The 16,307-nt window shown below is 61.6% G+C and carries 20 protein-coding genes; 12 read left to right on the top strand and 8 right to left on the bottom strand.

Annotated features, from left to right (window positions below; all coding sequences use genetic code 11):
- Window positions 1-32 precede the first annotated feature (32 nt).
- The 5 genes from sciP to TR61_RS20465 all read left to right on the top strand — a co-directional run bounded on the left by sciP (window position 33) and on the right by TR61_RS20465 (window position 5,709).
- Window positions 33-311, top strand: a complete 279-nt coding sequence (gene sciP / locus TR61_RS01525) for a CtrA inhibitor SciP (protein ID WP_050927780.1) — start codon at window positions 33-35, stop codon at window positions 309-311.
- Window positions 312-411: 100 nt separating this feature from the next.
- Window positions 412-1,128: a response regulator transcription factor CtrA gene (gene ctrA, locus TR61_RS01520; RefSeq protein WP_050927779.1), complete on the top strand. Its 717-nt coding sequence runs from the start codon at window positions 412-414 to the stop codon at window positions 1,126-1,128.
- Between the two features lie 142 nt (window positions 1,129-1,270).
- Window positions 1,271-3,388, top strand: coding sequence for an NAD-dependent DNA ligase LigA (gene ligA, locus TR61_RS01515; protein ID WP_050927778.1), 2,118 nt, complete (start codon window positions 1,271-1,273; stop codon window positions 3,386-3,388).
- Window positions 3,385-5,475, top strand: a complete 2,091-nt coding sequence (recG, locus tag TR61_RS01510; RefSeq protein ID WP_050927777.1) for an ATP-dependent DNA helicase RecG — start codon at window positions 3,385-3,387, stop codon at window positions 5,473-5,475. Before ligA ends, recG begins: the two co-directional genes overlap by 4 nt.
- Window positions 5,476-5,586: 111 nt before the next feature.
- Window positions 5,587-5,709 carry a hypothetical protein gene (locus TR61_RS20465; RefSeq protein WP_281178026.1) on the top strand — a complete coding sequence of 41 codons (123 nt, stop codon included), beginning with the start codon at window positions 5,587-5,589 and terminating at the stop codon, window positions 5,707-5,709.
- 257 nt (window positions 5,710-5,966) lie between these two features.
- On the opposite strand, the gene TR61_RS01500 is transcribed toward TR61_RS20465, so the two are convergent.
- The gene (locus TR61_RS01500; protein WP_050927847.1) at window positions 5,967-6,419 is read right to left on the bottom strand and encodes an iron-sulfur cluster assembly scaffold protein; all 453 of its coding nucleotides are present in this window, start codon (window positions 6,417-6,419) and stop codon (window positions 5,967-5,969) included.
- 67 nt (window positions 6,420-6,486) lie between these two features.
- On the opposite strand from TR61_RS01500, the gene hisI reads away from it, so the two are divergent.
- Window positions 6,487-6,846, top strand: a complete 360-nt coding sequence (gene hisI / locus TR61_RS01495) for a phosphoribosyl-AMP cyclohydrolase (protein ID WP_050927775.1) — start codon at window positions 6,487-6,489, stop codon at window positions 6,844-6,846.
- A gap of 58 nt (window positions 6,847-6,904) precedes the next feature.
- On the opposite strand, the gene gluQRS is transcribed toward hisI, so the two are convergent.
- The 4 genes from gluQRS to TR61_RS01475 form a co-directional block, all read right to left on the bottom strand.
- Window positions 6,905-7,738, bottom strand: coding sequence for a tRNA glutamyl-Q(34) synthetase GluQRS (gene gluQRS, locus TR61_RS01490; protein ID WP_050927774.1), 834 nt, complete (start codon window positions 7,736-7,738; stop codon window positions 6,905-6,907).
- Entirely contained in the window at window positions 7,735-8,340 is a 606-nt protein-coding gene (locus TR61_RS01485) for a class I SAM-dependent DNA methyltransferase (protein WP_050927773.1), read from the bottom strand. Before TR61_RS01485 ends, gluQRS begins: the two co-directional genes overlap by 4 nt.
- A gap of 21 nt (window positions 8,341-8,361) precedes the next feature.
- Entirely contained in the window at window positions 8,362-9,717 is a 1,356-nt protein-coding gene (gene trmFO / locus TR61_RS01480) for a methylenetetrahydrofolate--tRNA-(uracil(54)-C(5))-methyltransferase (FADH(2)-oxidizing) TrmFO (protein ID WP_050927772.1), read from the bottom strand.
- 212 nt (window positions 9,718-9,929) lie between these two features.
- Window positions 9,930-10,715 carry an enoyl-CoA hydratase gene (locus tag TR61_RS01475; RefSeq protein WP_050927771.1) on the bottom strand — a complete coding sequence of 262 codons (786 nt, stop codon included), beginning with the start codon at window positions 10,713-10,715 and terminating at the stop codon, window positions 9,930-9,932.
- Between the two features lie 58 nt (window positions 10,716-10,773).
- Here TR61_RS01475 and TR61_RS01470 point away from each other — a divergent pair, with 58 nt between their 5' ends.
- On the top strand, window positions 10,774-11,232 hold the full coding sequence (locus TR61_RS01470; protein ID WP_050927770.1) for a PaaI family thioesterase: 459 nt from the start codon (window positions 10,774-10,776) through the stop codon (window positions 11,230-11,232).
- On the opposite strand, the gene TR61_RS01465 is transcribed toward TR61_RS01470, so the two are convergent.
- On the bottom strand, window positions 11,229-12,269 hold the full coding sequence (locus tag TR61_RS01465) for a TFIIB-type zinc ribbon-containing protein (protein ID WP_050927769.1): 1,041 nt from the start codon (window positions 12,267-12,269) through the stop codon (window positions 11,229-11,231). The two genes, TR61_RS01470 and TR61_RS01465, sit on opposite strands and share 4 nt — an antisense overlap.
- A complete protein-coding gene (locus TR61_RS01460; RefSeq protein WP_050927768.1) occupies window positions 12,269-12,577 on the bottom strand; it encodes a hypothetical protein in 309 nt (102 codons plus the stop codon). The genes TR61_RS01465 and TR61_RS01460 overlap by 1 nt, the downstream gene beginning before the upstream one ends.
- Window positions 12,578-12,831: 254 nt before the next feature.
- Here TR61_RS01460 and rplM point away from each other — a divergent pair, with 254 nt between their 5' ends.
- Both rplM and rpsI read left to right on the top strand, forming a co-directional pair.
- A complete protein-coding gene (gene rplM / locus TR61_RS01455) occupies window positions 12,832-13,290 on the top strand; it encodes a 50S ribosomal protein L13 (RefSeq protein ID WP_050927767.1) in 459 nt (152 codons plus the stop codon).
- A 5-nt stretch (window positions 13,291-13,295) separates the two neighbouring features.
- Complete coding sequence (gene rpsI, locus TR61_RS01450; protein WP_050927766.1) at window positions 13,296-13,802, top strand: 30S ribosomal protein S9; 507 nt, start codon at window positions 13,296-13,298, stop codon at window positions 13,800-13,802.
- A 154-nt stretch (window positions 13,803-13,956) separates the two neighbouring features.
- Here rpsI and TR61_RS01445 read toward each other — a convergent pair whose 3' ends face one another.
- Complete coding sequence (locus TR61_RS01445) at window positions 13,957-14,274, bottom strand: DUF1476 domain-containing protein (protein ID WP_050927765.1); 318 nt, start codon at window positions 14,272-14,274, stop codon at window positions 13,957-13,959.
- 163 nt (window positions 14,275-14,437) lie between these two features.
- On the opposite strand from TR61_RS01445, the gene purC reads away from it, so the two are divergent.
- The 3 genes from purC to purQ all read left to right on the top strand — a co-directional run bounded on the left by purC (window position 14,438) and on the right by purQ (window position 16,171).
- Window positions 14,438-15,196 (top strand): phosphoribosylaminoimidazolesuccinocarboxamide synthase, encoded by a 759-nt coding sequence (purC, locus tag TR61_RS01440; RefSeq protein WP_050927764.1) that lies wholly within the window; start codon window positions 14,438-14,440, stop codon window positions 15,194-15,196.
- A gap of 71 nt (window positions 15,197-15,267) precedes the next feature.
- Window positions 15,268-15,498, top strand: coding sequence for a phosphoribosylformylglycinamidine synthase subunit PurS (purS, locus tag TR61_RS01435; RefSeq protein ID WP_050927763.1), 231 nt, complete (start codon window positions 15,268-15,270; stop codon window positions 15,496-15,498).
- Between the two features lie 4 nt (window positions 15,499-15,502).
- A complete protein-coding gene (gene purQ, locus TR61_RS01430; protein WP_050927762.1) occupies window positions 15,503-16,171 on the top strand; it encodes a phosphoribosylformylglycinamidine synthase subunit PurQ in 669 nt (222 codons plus the stop codon).
- Window positions 16,172-16,307 lie beyond the last annotated feature (136 nt).

The raw sequence follows: 16,307 nt of genomic DNA, 5'->3' as shown, positions 1-16,307 counted from the left end.
AGTGCACCTCGCGAACACGAGGAAGCAGTGCGATGTATCTGAAGAAAATCAACGGTCCGCGAACCGTGACCCTTCCGGATGGGGCGATCATGAGCCTGGCAGACCTGCCCGATTCCGGCACCACGCGATGGGTCGCGTCACGCAAGGCGCGCGTGGTGAAAGGTGTGTTGGCGGGTCTGATCACGCAGGATGAGGCATTGAAACGCTATGGCCTGAGCGAGGAGGAGTTCCGCGAATGGGTCGTGGCGATTTCGGAACATGGGGAAGATGCCCTGAAAGCCACGCGTTTGAAGGAATACAGACAACCTTAGGTTGCAATAAATTAAAATCACCGTACAGTAACGGGTAGTTAACTTTTTTTGTTCACGTTTGGTCCCAAGCGATTTGGGGAAAGCGAACGGAGACTGCAGAATGCGAATCCTTTTGGTTGAAGACGATCCAACGACATCGAAAAGCATTGAGCTGATGCTGACCAATGCGAATTTGAATGTCTATTGCACCGATCTGGGTGAGGAAGGGATCGATCTTGCCAAGCTCTATGACTATGACCTGATCCTTCTGGATCTGAACCTGCCGGATATGCATGGCCATGATGTTCTGCGCCAGCTGCGCCTGGCGCGTATCGAAACGCCCATCCTGATCCTGTCCGGCGCGGATGATACGGAGAACAAGATCAAGGGGTTCGGATTTGGTGCGGATGATTACCTGACCAAACCCTTCCACCGCGAAGAACTGGTGGCGCGCATCCACGCGATCATCCGCCGGTCGAAGGGCCATTCGCAATCGGTTATTCATACAGGCAAAATCGCCGTCAATCTTGACGCCAAAACGGTGGAAGCAGACGGCAGCCCGGTGCATCTGACGGGCAAGGAATACCAGATGCTGGAACTTCTGAGCCTGCGCAAAGGCACCACGCTGACCAAGGAGATGTTTCTGAACCATCTCTATGGCGGCATGGACGAGCCGGAGCTGAAGATCATCGATGTGTTCATCTGCAAGCTGCGCAAGAAGCTCAGCACCGCCACTCACGGAGAGAACTATATCGAAACGGTCTGGGGCCGCGGATATGTGTTGCGCGACCCCGAAAGCGGCAGCGCCGATGGACACCGGATGGCTGCGACGGCGTGACCTGATCCGCGGGGCTGAACTCGCCTGATCGCTACGTTCAGGTGAAACAACCAGAATTGGCAGGCCGCGTCTGGACGTCTGATCAGCCGCGGCCTATCACTTTGCATCGTATCCCAAGCCAAAAGCGCCGGTAGAACGCACGATGTCAAAGCCCGATATTTCAACCCTCAGCGAAGACGAGGCGCGCGCGGAACTGGAGCGTCTGGCCAAGGCGCTGGCAGAGGCCAATGCGGCTTACCACCAGAAAGATGCGCCCGAGATCAGCGATGCGGAGTATGACGCGCTGAAACTCCGTAATGAGGCGATCGAGGCGGCATTTCCCCATCTGAAACGGGCCGACAGCCCCTCAGATCAGGTGGGGGCCACCCCATCGGACGGCTTTGCCAAGGTCACCCATGCGGTGCGGATGCTGTCGCTGGGCAATGCCTTTGACGAGGAAGATGTGGAGGCGTTCAAGACCAGCATCCGTAAATATCTGGGCCTTGGTCCGGATGCCAGTCTGGCCTTTACCGCCGAGCCGAAGATTGACGGGCTGTCACTGTCGCTGCGCTATGAACAGGGCGTGCTGGTGCAGGCGGCCACACGCGGCGACGGGGCCGTGGGTGAAAACGTGACGGCCAATGCGCGCACAATCGACGACATCCCGCAGGAGCTGTCCGGTGCGCCGGAGGTGCTCGAAGTGCGCGGCGAGGTCTATATGAGCCACGCGGATTTCCAGGCGCTGAACGACCGCCAGGCGCAGGCGGGGGGCAAGACCTTCGCCAACCCGCGCAATGCCGCCGCCGGATCGCTGCGCCAGCTGGACGCATCGATCACAAGGGGCCGGCCTTTGCGTTTCTTCGCGTATGGCTGGGGCGAGTTAAGCGAGGATCTGGCGCAGACGCAATATGACGCCATCGCGCGTCTGGCCGATCTAGGCTTTCAGACCAACCCGCTGACGCGGCTGTGCAGCAGTGCCGACGATATGATCGCCCATTACCGCCAGATCGAGGCGCAGCGCGCCACGCTGGGCTATGACATCGACGGGGTGGTTTATAAGGTCAACGACCTGGCGCTGCAGGGGCGGCTGGGGTTCCGGTCGACCACGCCCCGCTGGGCGATTGCGCATAAGTTTCCGGCGGAACTGGCCTGGACCCGGCTTGAAAAGATCGAGATTCAGGTGGGCCGCACCGGCGCGCTCAGCCCCGTGGCGCGGCTGACGCCTGTGACCGTGGGCGGCGTCGTAGTGTCGAACGCGACGCTCCATAACGAGGATTACATCGCGGGTCGTGATGCCAAGGGCAATGAGATCCGCGGTGGCAAGGATATTCGCGAGGGCGACTGGGTGCAGGTTTACCGCGCGGGCGATGTGATCCCGAAAGTGGCCGATGTGGATTTGTCGAAACGCCCCGAGGGGGCTGCGCCCTATGTGTTCCCGACACTGTGCCCGGAATGCCAAAGCGAGGCGATCCGCGAGGAAGGCGATGCGGTGCGGCGCTGCACCGGGGGTTTGATTTGCCCCGCCCAGGCGGTGGAGAAGCTGAAGCATTTCGTCAGCCGTCAGGCCTTCGACATCGAAGGGCTGGGCGCGAAGCAGGTGGAGCAATTCTATTCCGATGGGTGGATTGCGGAGCCTGCGGATATCTTCCTGCTGAAGGATCGGTATGGCCAGGGGCTGCAACAGCTGAAAAACCGCGAGGGCTGGGGTGAGAAATCGGCCAATAACCTTTTTCAGGCCATCGAAGACAAACGCACAATCCCGCTGGGTCGGGTGATTTTTGCGCTTGGCATCCGCCATGTGGGCGAAGCGGCGTCGAACCTTCTGGCGCGCAACTATGGCAGTTGGGATGCCTTTGAAAGCGCCGTGACCGAGGCGGCGGGCCGTGAAGGTCCGGCGTGGGACAGCCTGCTGAATATCGACGGCGTGGGCGAGGTGATGGCGACGGCACTTGTCACGGCCTTTGCGCAGGAGAGCGAGCGCGCCTCGATCGACCGGCTGGTGGCGCAACTGACCATTGAAGACGCGGCCCAACCCGACACCGAAGGCAGCCCCGTGGCGGGCAAGACGGTGGTGTTTACCGGCACGTTGGAAAAGATGACACGCGCCGAGGCCAAGGCGCGGGCGGAGGCTTTGGGGGCCAAGGTGTCGGGTTCGGTCAGTGCCAAGACCGATCTGCTGGTGGCGGGCCCCGGTGCGGGATCGAAGGCCAAGAAGGCGGCTGAGCTGGGTATTGAAACGCTGGATGAAGACGGCTGGCTTGAGCTGATCGGGGCGGCATGACAGGCCGGCCCGAAGCCCTGTTCCCCCTCTTTGCGGCGCTTGAGACGCTGGAGGGGATCGGTGCGAAAACGGCGAAACTGCTGCCGCATCTGGGGGTGGAGAAACCCCGCGATCTGGCGCTGCATCTGCCTTATGCGCTGATCGACCGGCGGCGGCGTGACACGATCCGGGGGGCGGAGGCTCCGGTCACCCTGACTGTTGCGGTGACGGTGGGGGCGCATCGTGCACCACGCAACAAGGGCGGCGCGTACCGGATCCATGTGGAAGACGCCGAGGCCGATTTCCAGCTGGTCTATTTTCATGCGCGCGGCGACTATCTCAAGCGTCTGTTACCGGAAGGATCGCGCCGCGTGGTGTCGGGCAAGCTGGAGATTTTCGACGGCATGGCCCAGATGGTGCATCCCGATTACGTGCTGCCCGAGGCCGAGTTGGAGGAGATCCCGGAGGTCGAACCCGTCTATCACCTGACCGCCGGTGTGACGCAGAAGACCCTGTTCAAGGCAACGGACCATGTGTTGCGCGACCTGCCGGATCTGCCGGAATGGATCGACCCGGCGCTGAAGAAACAGGAGGGCTGGCCGGACTGGCGTGACGCGATGCGCGCGGCCCATCGGCCGGAGCGGTTGGAGGATGTGATGCCGATGGCTCCTGCCCGTGCGAGGTTGGCCTATGATGAGCTGTTTGCCCATCAACTGACCCTGTCGCTGGCCCGGCTGCGGTTGCGCCGCGCCAAGGGGCATCCGACTGTGGGCACCGGCGCGCTGCAGGCCAAAGTGCGTGAGGCGTTGCCGTATCAGATGACGGGAGCGCAGACGCGTGCGGTGGCCGATATCGCGGGCGATATGGCGCAGCATTTGCGGATGAACCGGCTGTTGCAGGGCGATGTGGGGGCGGGAAAGACTCTGGTTGCGTTCATGGCGCTGCTGATCGCGGTGGAGGATGGCGGGCAGGGGGTGATGATGGCCCCCACCGAAATTCTGGCACGGCAGCATTTGGAAGGGTTGCAGCCCTTGGCCGAAAGCGCGGGCGTTGTGGTGGAGATCCTGACCGGGCGCGATAAGGGCAAGGAGCGGGCCGCGAAACTGGCCGCTTTGGCGCGGGGGGATATTCATGTGTTGGTGGGCACCCATGCTGTCTTTCAGAAGGACGTGGAGTTTCAGGATCTTAGGCTTGCGGTGATCGACGAACAGCACCGCTTTGGCGTGAGCCAGCGGCTGGAGTTGGGTCGTAAGGGGGCGGCAGTGGATGTGCTGGTGATGACTGCCACGCCTATTCCGCGCAGCCTGTCGCTGGCTCAATATGGGGATATGGATGTCTCGATCCTGGATGAAAAGCCGCCCGGACGGAAGCCGATCAAGACGGCGGTGGTGTCGGTCGAGCGGATGCAGGAGGTCGTGGAGCGGATGCGCGCGACCATCGCCGAGGGCCGGCAGTGTTACTGGGTGTGCCCTTTGGTGGAGGAATCCGAAAAGCTGGATCTGACGGCGGCGGAAGAGCGCTTCAAGCATCTGCGCGCGGCGTTGGGCGAGGGGGTCGTGGGGCTGGTGCATGGTCAGATGCCGCCTGCGGAGAAGGACGCCGCCATGGCGAAGTTCCAGGCGGGCGAGACCAAGGTTCTGGTGGCGACCACGGTGATCGAGGTGGGTGTGAACATCCCCAATGCCACGATCATGGTGATCGAACGGGCCGAGATCTTTGGCCTGGCGCAGCTGCACCAGCTGCGGGGGCGCGTGGGTCGGGGAGAGGCGCAATCGACCTGTCTGCTGATGTATCAGCCGCCGCTGACCGAAGGCGGGCGCAAGCGGCTGGAGGTTCTGCGGGAGACCGAGGACGGGTTTCGCATTGCCGAAACGGATCTTGAGATGCGCGGGGCGGGCGATGTGATCGGCACGGCGCAATCGGGATTGCCGCGGTTCCGGGTTGCGGATCTTGAGCGGCAGGCGGGGCTGATGGCGACGGCGCAGAAGGATGCGCGGAAATTGCTTGAAGACGATCCGGCCTTGGAAAGCGACCGGGGCCGCGCGGCGCGGCAGCTTTTGTGGCTAATGAGCCAGGAAGAGGCGATCCGTTTGATTTCAGTGGGTTAGGCGAAAAATCACTAAAAGTTCGCAAATGTTCTCAAAAAGTTCTTTACAGAACGCGTTCAAAATGAGAACAAAGGGTCAACAAACGATTAACCGCAACCCGGAGCCGAGCAGATGTTCACCCAGATCAAAACCGCAGCGCAACGTTCTTCTTCGACCTTTCTGGCCGATCTGATCGGTGTTGGCGCGCTGGCGGTGATGCTGGTTGTTGGCCTGCACCTGCCGGGGATCGTTTAACCTGTTTCTGCCTGCGACCTCATGCCGGACGCTTCCCGCAATCTGTCCCCAACTGATGCGAGGGTGACCTGCCTGTCCCAAGACCCTCGGAGATCTGCCTCAATGATCTCTTCCGGAGCGTAAACCGGGTCCCACATGAGCAAGCAATACCTGCCGCCGCCATTCCGCCCGGGATGCGCGGCGGTTTTTTTTGCGCGGGGCATGGCTTTTGGAAAAGCCATGCAAGCGTTTTCGAAAACGCTTGCCCGCGCGGTGTGTCAGGCGCAGTTGGCTTGTTCGGCCTTTTCCATCGCTTCAGCCGCCGCGTCGAGGGCGAGCATGATGGAGGCGTGGCGGTTCTTGTAATCGCGCGCGGGGATCAGCACCTCGAGCCCTTCGAAGGGCTCGTCCGGCGCAGCGGCACCCTCTTTCAGCATGGCTTTGAGCTGGTCGCGGGCGGTTTCGACCTGCGCCCGCGTGGCGCCGATGATGGCCGACCCCACGACGGAGGCGGCGGCCTGGCCGAGTGCGCAGGCTTTCACGTCCTGGCCGTATTCCGCAACCTTGCCGTCTTCCATGTTTATATCGACCGTGACGGTGGACCCGCAGAGCGGCGAGCGTTTCTTGACGGTCGCTTGCGGGTTCTCCAGCCGGTCCAGATGCGGGATATCCGCCGCCAGGGCGAGGATCTTGGACGAATAAAGCTTGATCAGGTCGGTTTCGCCGGACATGGGTTTCCCTTTGTCTGCCTTAATCATAGATAAGGGAGCCGCATCCCTTTGCAAAAGGTTTTTAGCCATGTCTTTCGATCCCGCAACCCTGCGCTTCAATGAGGCCGGTCTGATCCCCTGCATCGCGCAGGAAGAGGCGACAGGTGAAGTGTTGATGATGGCCTGGATGAACGCGGATGCCGTGCTGCGCACTCTGGAGACCGGGCGGGTGACCTATTGGTCGCGGTCCCGGCAGGCGTTCTGGGTCAAGGGCGAAAGTTCGGGCCATGTGCAGGAGCTGGTCGATTTGCGGGTGGATTGCGACCGTGATTGCCTGCTGGCGGTGGTGCGGCAGACGGGGCCTGCGTGCCATACCAATCGGCGGAGTTGTTTTTACACGGCCCTGCGGGGCGGGGATGAGGTGGAGTTGATGGCGCCTATAGTTTGATAGGACGCCTGTGGCTGGCGGTGTGTTGGGGTATTTTTAGCCAGAAAGAAGCAGCAGGTCAGAGCCCGATCATCTGACGGATGTCCTGGGGGCTGAGCCCGTCGGCGCGATATTTGGCGATGGCGCGGGCGTCGTCGCGTTTGGCGAGGCGTTTGCCATGTTCGTCGCGGATGAGGCGGTGGTGGTGATAATCCGGGGGCCGGTGGCCGAGCAGCGTCAGGAGCAGGACCTGGATCGGGGTGAAGTCGAAGAGGTCTTCACCTCGGATGACTTCGGTGATGTTCTCGTAGATGTCGTCGAGGGCGGAAGCGAGGAAATAGGCGGTGATGCCTTCCTTGCGGCCGATGACCACGTCGCCGGAGGTTTCGATTAGGTGTGTGGGGTCGAGGCTGTGATGGCCTGGATGGATCGGCCCGGTGTCGGTGAAGCTGGGCAGGGTTGGCAGGTGGTCCAGAGCGGCGGAGAGGTCCAGGCGCAGGGCGTCGCCCGGTTTGTGATCGCTCAGAGGGCGGTGGCGACAGGTGCCGGGATAGGGGCCGGGGATGGCACCTTCCTGCGGGGCGGAGAGGGCCGCGCGGATGTCGGTGCGGGAGCAGGAGCAGGGGTAGAGGAGGTCCATGTGGGCCAGCTGATCGACCGCCTTCTGGTAGCGTGGCAGGTGGTCGGACTGGCGTAGTGGAGGCTCGGGCCAGGTGAGGCACAGCCAGCGGAGGTCGTCTGCGATGGCGGCGATCCATTTGTCTTTGCTGCGCTCCAGGTCGGTGTCTTCGATGCGGAGCAGAAAGGTGCCGCCTTGTGCCTTGGCGCGGTCATGGGCGAGGATCGCGGAATAGGCGTGGCCCAGATGCAGTGGCCCGGTGGGAGATGGGGCAAAACGCGTGCGGAATATCACAGTTTTTCAAGCACGTAGACGTTGGACTTCATGTCGAGGCCCGGCAGGTGGGGGCCGTAGTCTTTGACCAGAAGCCGCGCGGCGCCGCAATCGCACCATTCGGCGACGCGGCCTTCATTGACCGGATCGGCGAGCGCGTGGTCGTTGAAGGACAGCACGAAGTACCCGCCCTTGGGCAGCGCCTTCATGATCAGATCGAAGGTGCTGATGGGTGCCGCGCCCGCGCCGATCACACCGATGGCGGCGATGGCTTTGCACTCACCGGTTATCGCTGCGCCCGGTTCGATTTGGGTGAGGCTGCGGTAGACGGATTTGTCTTTGGCCTGCGCCAGCATGTCGGCGGAAAGGTCGACGCCGTCGATGGTGGTGAAGCCGGCAAGCTTTAAGGCAAGGCCGGAAAGCCCTGTGCCGCAACCGAAATCGAGGATCGGCGCGTCCTTGTCTTTGAGGTGTTTGGCCAAAGCCTCCGCGCAGCGACCGGGGGTGGCATAGCCGTTTTCGGCAACCTCGGCCTCGTAGCTGGCGGACCAGGCGTCGTAAAGCTCGCGCGTTTCGTCGGCTGTGCGCGCGTCGTAGACTTTGTCGAGAAACTTGTCGGTCATGGCCTAAGGTTAGGCAGTGGCTTAGGCAGCGTCCAGCTTTTGTTGGGCGAGCCATCCCTGCCAGTCGGCCTTGGCGCGGTCAGTATAGGCCTTGTAGCGGTCCTTGCGGCCGCGGCGGCCGCCCTTCACGCCATCGACAGGCGGGAAGAGGCCGAAATTGACGTTCATCGGCTGGAAGGTTTTGGCATCCGCGCCGCCGGTAATGTGAGTGACCAGCGCGCCCATGGCGGTTGTGGCGGGGGGCGCTTCAATAGATGCGCCCAGCAATTCACCCGCGGCCATGCGGCCCGCAAGAAGGCCCATGGCGGCGCTTTCGACATAGCCTTCGACGCCGGTTATCTGGCCTGCGAAGCGGATATTGGGGCGGGATTTCAGGCGCATTTGCCCATCCAGCAGCGTGGGGGAGTTGATGAAGGTGTTGCGGTGGATGCCGCCGAGGCGGGCGAAAGAGGCGTCTTGCAAGCCGGGGATCATTTTGAAAACAGCGGTTTGCGCGCCGTACTTCATCTTGGTCTGGAAGCCCACGATGTTGTAAAGTGTGCCAAGCGCGTTGTCGCGGCGCAGCTGAACAACCGCCCAGGGCTTCACATCGGGTTGGTGCGGGTTTGTGAGCCCCACGGGTTTCATCGGGCCGTGGCGCAGGGTTTCGCGGCCGCGTTCGGCCATCACTTCGATGGGCAGGCAGCCGTCGAAATAGGTGGCGGTTTCGCCTTCGTGGAATTCTGTTTTGTCAGCCTCCAACAGCGCGTCGATGAAGGCCTCATATTCGTCCTTCGTCATGGGGCAGTTGATATAGGCGGTGCGCTCTTCCTCGGTCTCGCCCTTGTCGTAGCGGGACTGCAGCCAGGCCTTGTCCATGTCGATGCTGTCGAAATAGACGATGGGGGCGATGGCGTCGAAAAAGGCGAGCGCGTCGGCACCGGTTTCCGCGGCGATCGCTTCGCCCAGCGTGCCGGAGGTCAGGGGGCCGGTGGAGATGATCCAGTGGCCGTTTTCGGGCAGAGAGGTGATTTCTTCGTAAGAGACAGATATGCGCGGATGCGCCTTGAGCCGTGCGGTGACGGTTTCGGCGAAGGGTTCACGGTCTACGGCGAGCGCTCCGCCAGCGGGGAGGCGGTGCTGGTCGGCGGTGGCCATGATCAGACCATCGGCGGCTCGCATTTCCCAATGCAGCAGGCCAACCGCGTTTTGTTCGTCATCATCCGAGCGGAAGGAGTTGGAACACACCATCTCGGCCAGATTGCCGGTTTGATGGGCAAAGGTGCCGACCTTGGGGCGCATTTCGTGGATCACCACGTTGACGCCCATGTTCGCAGCCTGCCAGGCGGCCTCCGATCCGGCCATGCCGCCGCCGACGATATGCAATGTCTTGTCCATGCGCGCCGATTTAGGCCGGTTTGGCCGCCTGCGCAATATGATCGGGGGGTGTTTCGGGGCCGCCGGGGGAACTGTGAGTGACCGGGTGAGAGTTCGGTCTGGAGGGGCGTTCAACCACGGCGGCCCGAATTTTGTGTGCTGATCTTTTCAGCGCCCCTTTTGTGACACATTCTTGCCCAATTCTCAAGTGCTTGGGCCGAAACAGTCACGTGTTATTGTTTCCAATCAGGGTCGCGCTTTTCAAGGAATGCAGCGATGCCTTCTTCAGTATCACGAACCATCATGTTCTGCACCATGACGTCTCCGGTATAGGCGTAAGCCCGCTCAATCGGCAGTTCGAGTTGGTGATAATATGCCTGTTTTCCGATTTTTACCGCTGTGGCCAGCTTCCCGGCGATGGTTTCGGCCAGATTGCGGGCTTCGGTTTCCAGTTGACCGGCGGGCACCGCGCGGTTGATCAGGCCCAGAGATTCGGCCTGATCGGCTTCAATGAAGGTTCCGGTGGTCAGCATTTCGAAGGTTTTCTTGGTGCCGATATTGCGCGAAAGCGCCACCATGGGGGTGGAACAGAAGAGGCCAATATTGACGCCGTTGACGCCGAATTTTGTCCCTTTTGCCGCAATTGCCAGATCGCAGGTGGCCACAAGCTGGCATCCGGCGGCGGTTGCGATGCCGTGGACCTGGGCGATCACGGGCTGGGGCAGCTTGCGGATCGTCAGCATCATTTTCGAGCAGCGTTCGAACAGATCCTTGAAATAGGCCTGCCCGCCATCTTCGGCCTGACGGCCCTGGGTCAGCTGTTTCAGGTCATGGCCCGCACAGAAGGCTTTGCCGGAACCCGACAGAATCACTGCGCGGATCGAACGGTCGTCCATCAGGCTGTCGAATTCGGCCTGAAGCGCGGCCAGCATTTCGTCCGAGAGGGCGTTGAGCCTTTCGGGTGCATTCATGTTCAGATGGGCGATCCCACCCGTGTCGTGACGTTCCAGAATTGACATCTTGCCTCCCCTTCGATTGGGGGTGAGTTTAAGCGCAATTGAAAAGCGAGGGAAAGAGATGCCGAAGGACGCAGATCTGGCGATGGATCAGGATGCGCTGAATGCGTTCCTGCAGAAGGTATTTCCGCAGGTGAAAGACGATTTTTTCGTTGAGCATGTGGCGCCCTATGAGATCACGTTGCGCCTGATCGTGGGTCCGCAGCATCTGCGCCCAGGCGGGACGGTGTCGGGACCGTCGATGTTCGGGCTGGCGGATGTGACGGTCTATCTGATGACGCTGGCGATGATCGGGCCCAAGGCTTTGGCGGTGACCACGAACAGTTCGCTTGATTTCCTGCGCAAGCCCGAGGCGGGCAGGGACCTGATCGGCAAGGGGCGTCTTCTGAAGCTGGGCAAGTCGCTGTCGGTGGGTGATGTGCTTTTGTATTCGGAAGGGTCGGACATGCCGGTGGCGCGGGCGGCGATGACCTATGCCATTCCGCCTGCGGGGTCGGCGGCAGCGTCCTATACCGGCTAAAGCAGGCCTGCCGCGCCCCAAAGCCAGCCGGTGACGATCGCCAGCGCGGACAGGGTGGCGGAATAGGCCGCGAGTTTGAGTTTGGAGAAGGGGCGTTCGCCGAAGGTGCGGCCGCGCAGGCCGCAGACGACGACTTTCATCGCGCTCTCGCCATAATGGTAATGCAGGATCCAGACCGGCAGCAGGATGCGCCGGTAATGGATGCCGGAGGTATGGGTTTTATAGCCGATATCGACGATCCGGTTCTTGTTTACATGGGTGCGGATACGGTTGCGGATCAGCAGATCCTTGTCGGATGCGTTTGCCTCCAGACCTTCGGGGACGCTGAGGTGGTGGCGTTCGGCGGCAAAGCCCGACAGGAACGCCGGCTGGTAGGGGCGCAGGTCTCTCGGGTGGAAGTCGTGCAGGATACCGTCGCGGATCATCGGCGTGACATGGGGTGAGGCAGGGGCCAGAAGATCGTCGAAGGCGATCTTGATCCGGCCGCGGGTTTTGCGGGTGCGGGCGTTTTTGCCGCTGCCGGTGCGGTAGGAAGCCCAGTAATCGACCACCTCGTGACTGTCGAAGGTGAAGAAGGGCGCATAAAGCCCCGCGACGCGGCCCTGTGCGACGATATCCGTCAGATCGCCCGGCGCGGCGATGCGGCGGTTCACCCAATCCAGAGCACGGGCCTGCGCCTGATCGGCGGTCAGGCGGAAGGGGATCAGCCCCATGGTCAGGAAGCTCTCATCGCCCGGGCGCAGCACGACCGGCCCGTCGCAATAGGCGCAGCGGTCCGACAGGGCCGGGCCGGTGAAGATCACCTCGCCCCCGCAGGTTTCGCATTGATGGATACGGTCGCGGGTCAGAACGGGTTGTTCGGTATGGGGCGTGTCTGGGTGGTAGTGAAACTCTTCCGCCGGGTCATAGGAGGCATCGACCGCGATGGCATGCGCCGCGCCGCAGCTTTCGCAGGAGAGCATCTGTTGCGCCGGGTCGAACACGCATTGCCCGCCACAGGCGGGGCAGAGGAGGGCGCGCTGGCTGGCCTGCTCCATCAATCCGAATCCGCCAGAGAGGCCGCGATTTCCAGAAGGATGCGCAGTCTGAGCATGGAGCGGTCCACCGCGCCTGCAAGGTCATGGGTAGCGGCCCAGTCGCCAAGGATCGTGGCAACAAACCATGTGGCCATCAGCCAGAAGGCGATGACCGCCCAGCCCGCAAGTGACCGGATGAAGCCTGCGGAGCCGTGTTTGAGCTCGTGCCGGGCCTCGTGAATGCGGATCAGTTTGACGACAGGCGCGATGCCAATGGCTGTGGCAAGGGCCAGAAGGCCGAGGGCCGCGAGATAGGGTTCGATCAGCATGGAGGGCGGGCGAAATCAGGCATGGTCAGGCGCAGTGTTGCGAAAGCGGGCGGGGAATGGCAAGGGCGGAGCGGGCAGGGGTGTCTTGGGGTTGGGGTAAAATGATACCTTATTTGCAAGATATTGTTTTAACGATATATTTTCGTGCGCAGGTCTCTTGACGTGGTTTGGTGCGGTCTGTAGAACCCGCCCATCGAATTCGGGCGAGGTGTATTGGACGCCTCGCCTTTCACGTCAAACAGGATGATCCTGCCATGAAAACCTTTTCTGCAACACCAGCAGATATCGACAAGAAATGGATCCTGATCGACGCCGAGGGCGTTGTTCTGGGCCGTCTTGCCTCGATCGTTGCCATGCGCCTGCGTGGTAAGCACAAAGCGTCGTTCACGCCCAACATGGATATGGGCGACAACGTAATTGTCATCAACGCGGACAAAGTCCAGCTGACCGGCAAGAAGCGTGAAGAAAACTATTACTGGCACACAGGCCATCCGGGCGGGATCAAGTCGCGCACGAAAGCGCAGATCCTGGAAGGGGCGCATCCTGAGCGTGTCGTGATGCAAGCCGTCAAGCGCATGCTGCCGGGCAACCGCCTGAGCCGCAAGCAGATGACCAACCTGCGTATCTATGCAGGGGCAGAGCACCCCCATGAGGCGCAAAGCCCTGAAGTTCTGGATGTCAAATCCATGAACAAGAAAAATACCCGGAGCTGAGTGATATGGCTGACGAAATCAACACATTGGAAGATCTGGCCGCAGCCGTGACCGAGGATATCGGTGCGGTTCAGGGCTCCACCGCCGAAGAGGCGCTGGCCGCCCGTGAACCCGTTCGCGACGAACTGGGCCGCGCCTATGCCACCGGCAAGCGGAAGGATGCGGTGGCCCGCGTCTGGATCAAGCCCGGTTCCGGCAAAGTGTCGGTGAACGGCAAGGAATTGAACGATTATTTCGCGCGCCCCGTGCTGCAGATGATCCTGCGCCAGCCGTTTTCGGTTGCAGGCGTCGAAGATCAGTTCGACGTGCAGGCCACCGTCAAGGGCGGCGGTCTGAGCGGTCAGGCCGGCGCGGTCAAGCACGGCATTTCAAAAGCGCTGCAGCTGTATGATCCGTCCCTGCGCGCGGCGCTGAAAGCGGCCGGTTTCCTGACCCGCGACAGCCGCGTGGTCGAGCGGAAGAAATACGGCAAGGCCAAAGCGCGTAAGAGCTTCCAGTTCTCCAAGCGTTAAGCCGTTTGCCTCGAAAAAAAGAAGGCCGCCTCGGATCCGGGGCGGCTTTTTTGTTTTGGCGCGGAAAGTTTTTCGAAAAACTTTCCGGCTTTTGGTTGGCCGGTCGCGGTGGGGCGCAAAGCCTTTCGAAAGGCTTTGCCCGTTGCGCGTGGCGTCAGCCGACCTCTGACATGATCTGCGCCTTGGCCTCGGCCATAAGTTCGCGCATTTTGGTGCGGATGGTGGGCTCATCCGCCAGATCGCCCAGATCGCCCGCAACCTTGCGATAGACGTCTTCGTCGCCGGCTTCTTCGAAATCGGCTTTCACGACCTCTTTGGCATACTCAGCCGCCTCATCACCGGTCTTGCCCATCAGCTCGGCCGCCCAGAGGCCCAGCAGCTTGTTGCGGCGCGCTTCGGCCTTGAACTGCATTTCTGCGTCATGGGCGAATTTGTTTTCAAATGCGTGTTCGCGATCATCGAAAGTGGTCATGGCAGGATCATCCCTTGGTCGGTCCCGGTTTCTTGTTGTTCCTGATGTGACATCCGGGCCGCACATGTGCAAGAGGGGGCGCGCCGCTTGCGACGACAAGGCCCTTGGCGTAAGAGGGCGCAAAGGCAGGGGTGAGTCCCCCTGCGCTGCTGAAAGGACGCCCATGGCCCGGCGGAAGAAAATCTACGAAGGCAAAGCGAAAATCCTGTATGAAGGCCCCGAACCGGGCACGATCGTGCAGTATTTCAAGGATGATGCCACCGCCTTCAACGCCGCGAAAAAGGACGTGATCGAAGGCAAGGGGGTTCTGAACAACCGCCTGAGCGAGTTCTTCATGACCGGCCTGAGTTCGATCGGGGTGCCGAACCATTTCCTGAAACGGCTAAATATGCGCGAGCAGCTGGTGCGCAGCTGCGAGATCATTCCGCTGGAGATCATCGTGCGCAATTATGCCGCGGGGTCGATGTCAAAGCGGCTGGGGGTCGAGGAAGGCACGCAATTGCCGCGCCCCATCGTGGAATATTGCCTGAAGGATGACGCGCTTGGCGACCCGCTGGTCAGCGAGGAGCATATCGCCGCCTTCGGCTGGGCCAGCCCGCAGGATATGGACGATATCCTGAGCCTTGCGCTGCGGGTGAATGATTACATGTCCGGCGTCATGTATGCGGTTGGCATCCGTCTGGTGGATTTCAAGATCGAGGTCGGCCGGATCTATGAGGGCGATTTCCAGCGGCTGGTGGTGGCCGATGAGATCAGCCCCGACAGCTGTCGTCTGTGGGATATCGAGACCGGGCGCAAGCTGGACAAGGACGTGTTCCGGCGCGATCTGGGATCGCTGACCGATGCCTATGCGGAAGTCGCGCGGCGTCTGGGGGTGATGCCCAAGGGCACGGGCGTGACGAAGCCGACATTGATCAACTGACACCCGCGAGGCCGGTGGCGGCGGCGGGATACCGTATTTGAGAGCAAGAAGAAGCAGGGGACGAGCGCATCATGAAAGCACGGGTACACGTCATGCTGAAGGCAGGGGTTCTGGATCCGCAGGGCGAGGTGGTACGTCACGCGTTGGGCGCGATGGGCTTTGACGGGGTCGAGGGCGTGCGTCAGGGCAAGGTGATCGACCTGGAGCTGGCCGACGGCACCACCGAGGATCAGGTGCGCGAGATGTGCGAAAAGCTTTTGGCCAATACGGTGATCGAATCCTATTCGATCGAGATGGGGTAAGACCATGAAAGCAGCCGTCGTCGTTTTTCCGGGTTCGAACTGCGACCGTGATCTGGCGGTGGCGTTCCGTCAGGCCGGGTTCGATGTGTCGATGGTCTGGCACAAGGATGCCGATCTGCCTGCAGGCGTGGATATCGTGGGGGTTCCGGGCGGATTTTCTTATGGCGATTATCTGCGCTGCGGGGCGATTGCCGCGCAATCCACCATCTGCGGCGCGATCAAGGCCCATGCAGAGCGGGGCGGCTATATCCTGGGGGTGTGCAACGGGTTTCAGGTTCTGACCGAAACCAAGCTGCTGCCCGGCGCGCTTTTGCGAAATGCGGGTCTGAAATATATCTGCAAGACGGTCGGGCTGCGGGTCGAAACCTCGAATTCGGTGTTCACCGAAGGGTATAATGCGGGTGACGTGATCAGCATTCCGATCGCGCATCATGACGGCAACTATTTTGCCGATGACGAGACACTCGCGCGGCTGGCCGGAGAGGACCGGGTGGCGTTCCGCTATACCGAAAACCCCAACGGGTCGCGCGATGATATCGCCGGTATCCTGTCGGAAAACCGCCGCGTGCTGGGCATGATGCCCCATCCCGAACGCGCCGCCGATCCGGGCCATGGCGGCACCGATGGCGCGGCGATGTTCCGGGCCATGGCAGGTGCGCTGACCGAGGCCTGAGCCGCGACAGAGGCGCTTGGCGCAGGGCGCGTTGCGGTGTAACCTGCGCTCATGAGCGAGAGCAGTTCGCCTTCGACACATTCGAACGTTCCGGCGCTGGCCCCGAAACCGCGGCCGGACCGGTCGGTCTGGTATT

Source organism: Aestuariivita boseongensis, assembly GCF_001262635.1.
Classification (GTDB): Bacteria; Pseudomonadota; Alphaproteobacteria; order Rhodobacterales; family Rhodobacteraceae; genus Aestuariivita; species Aestuariivita boseongensis.
Note: the sequence above shows the minus strand (reverse complement) of the source record. Positions and strands in the feature narration are given on the sequence as shown.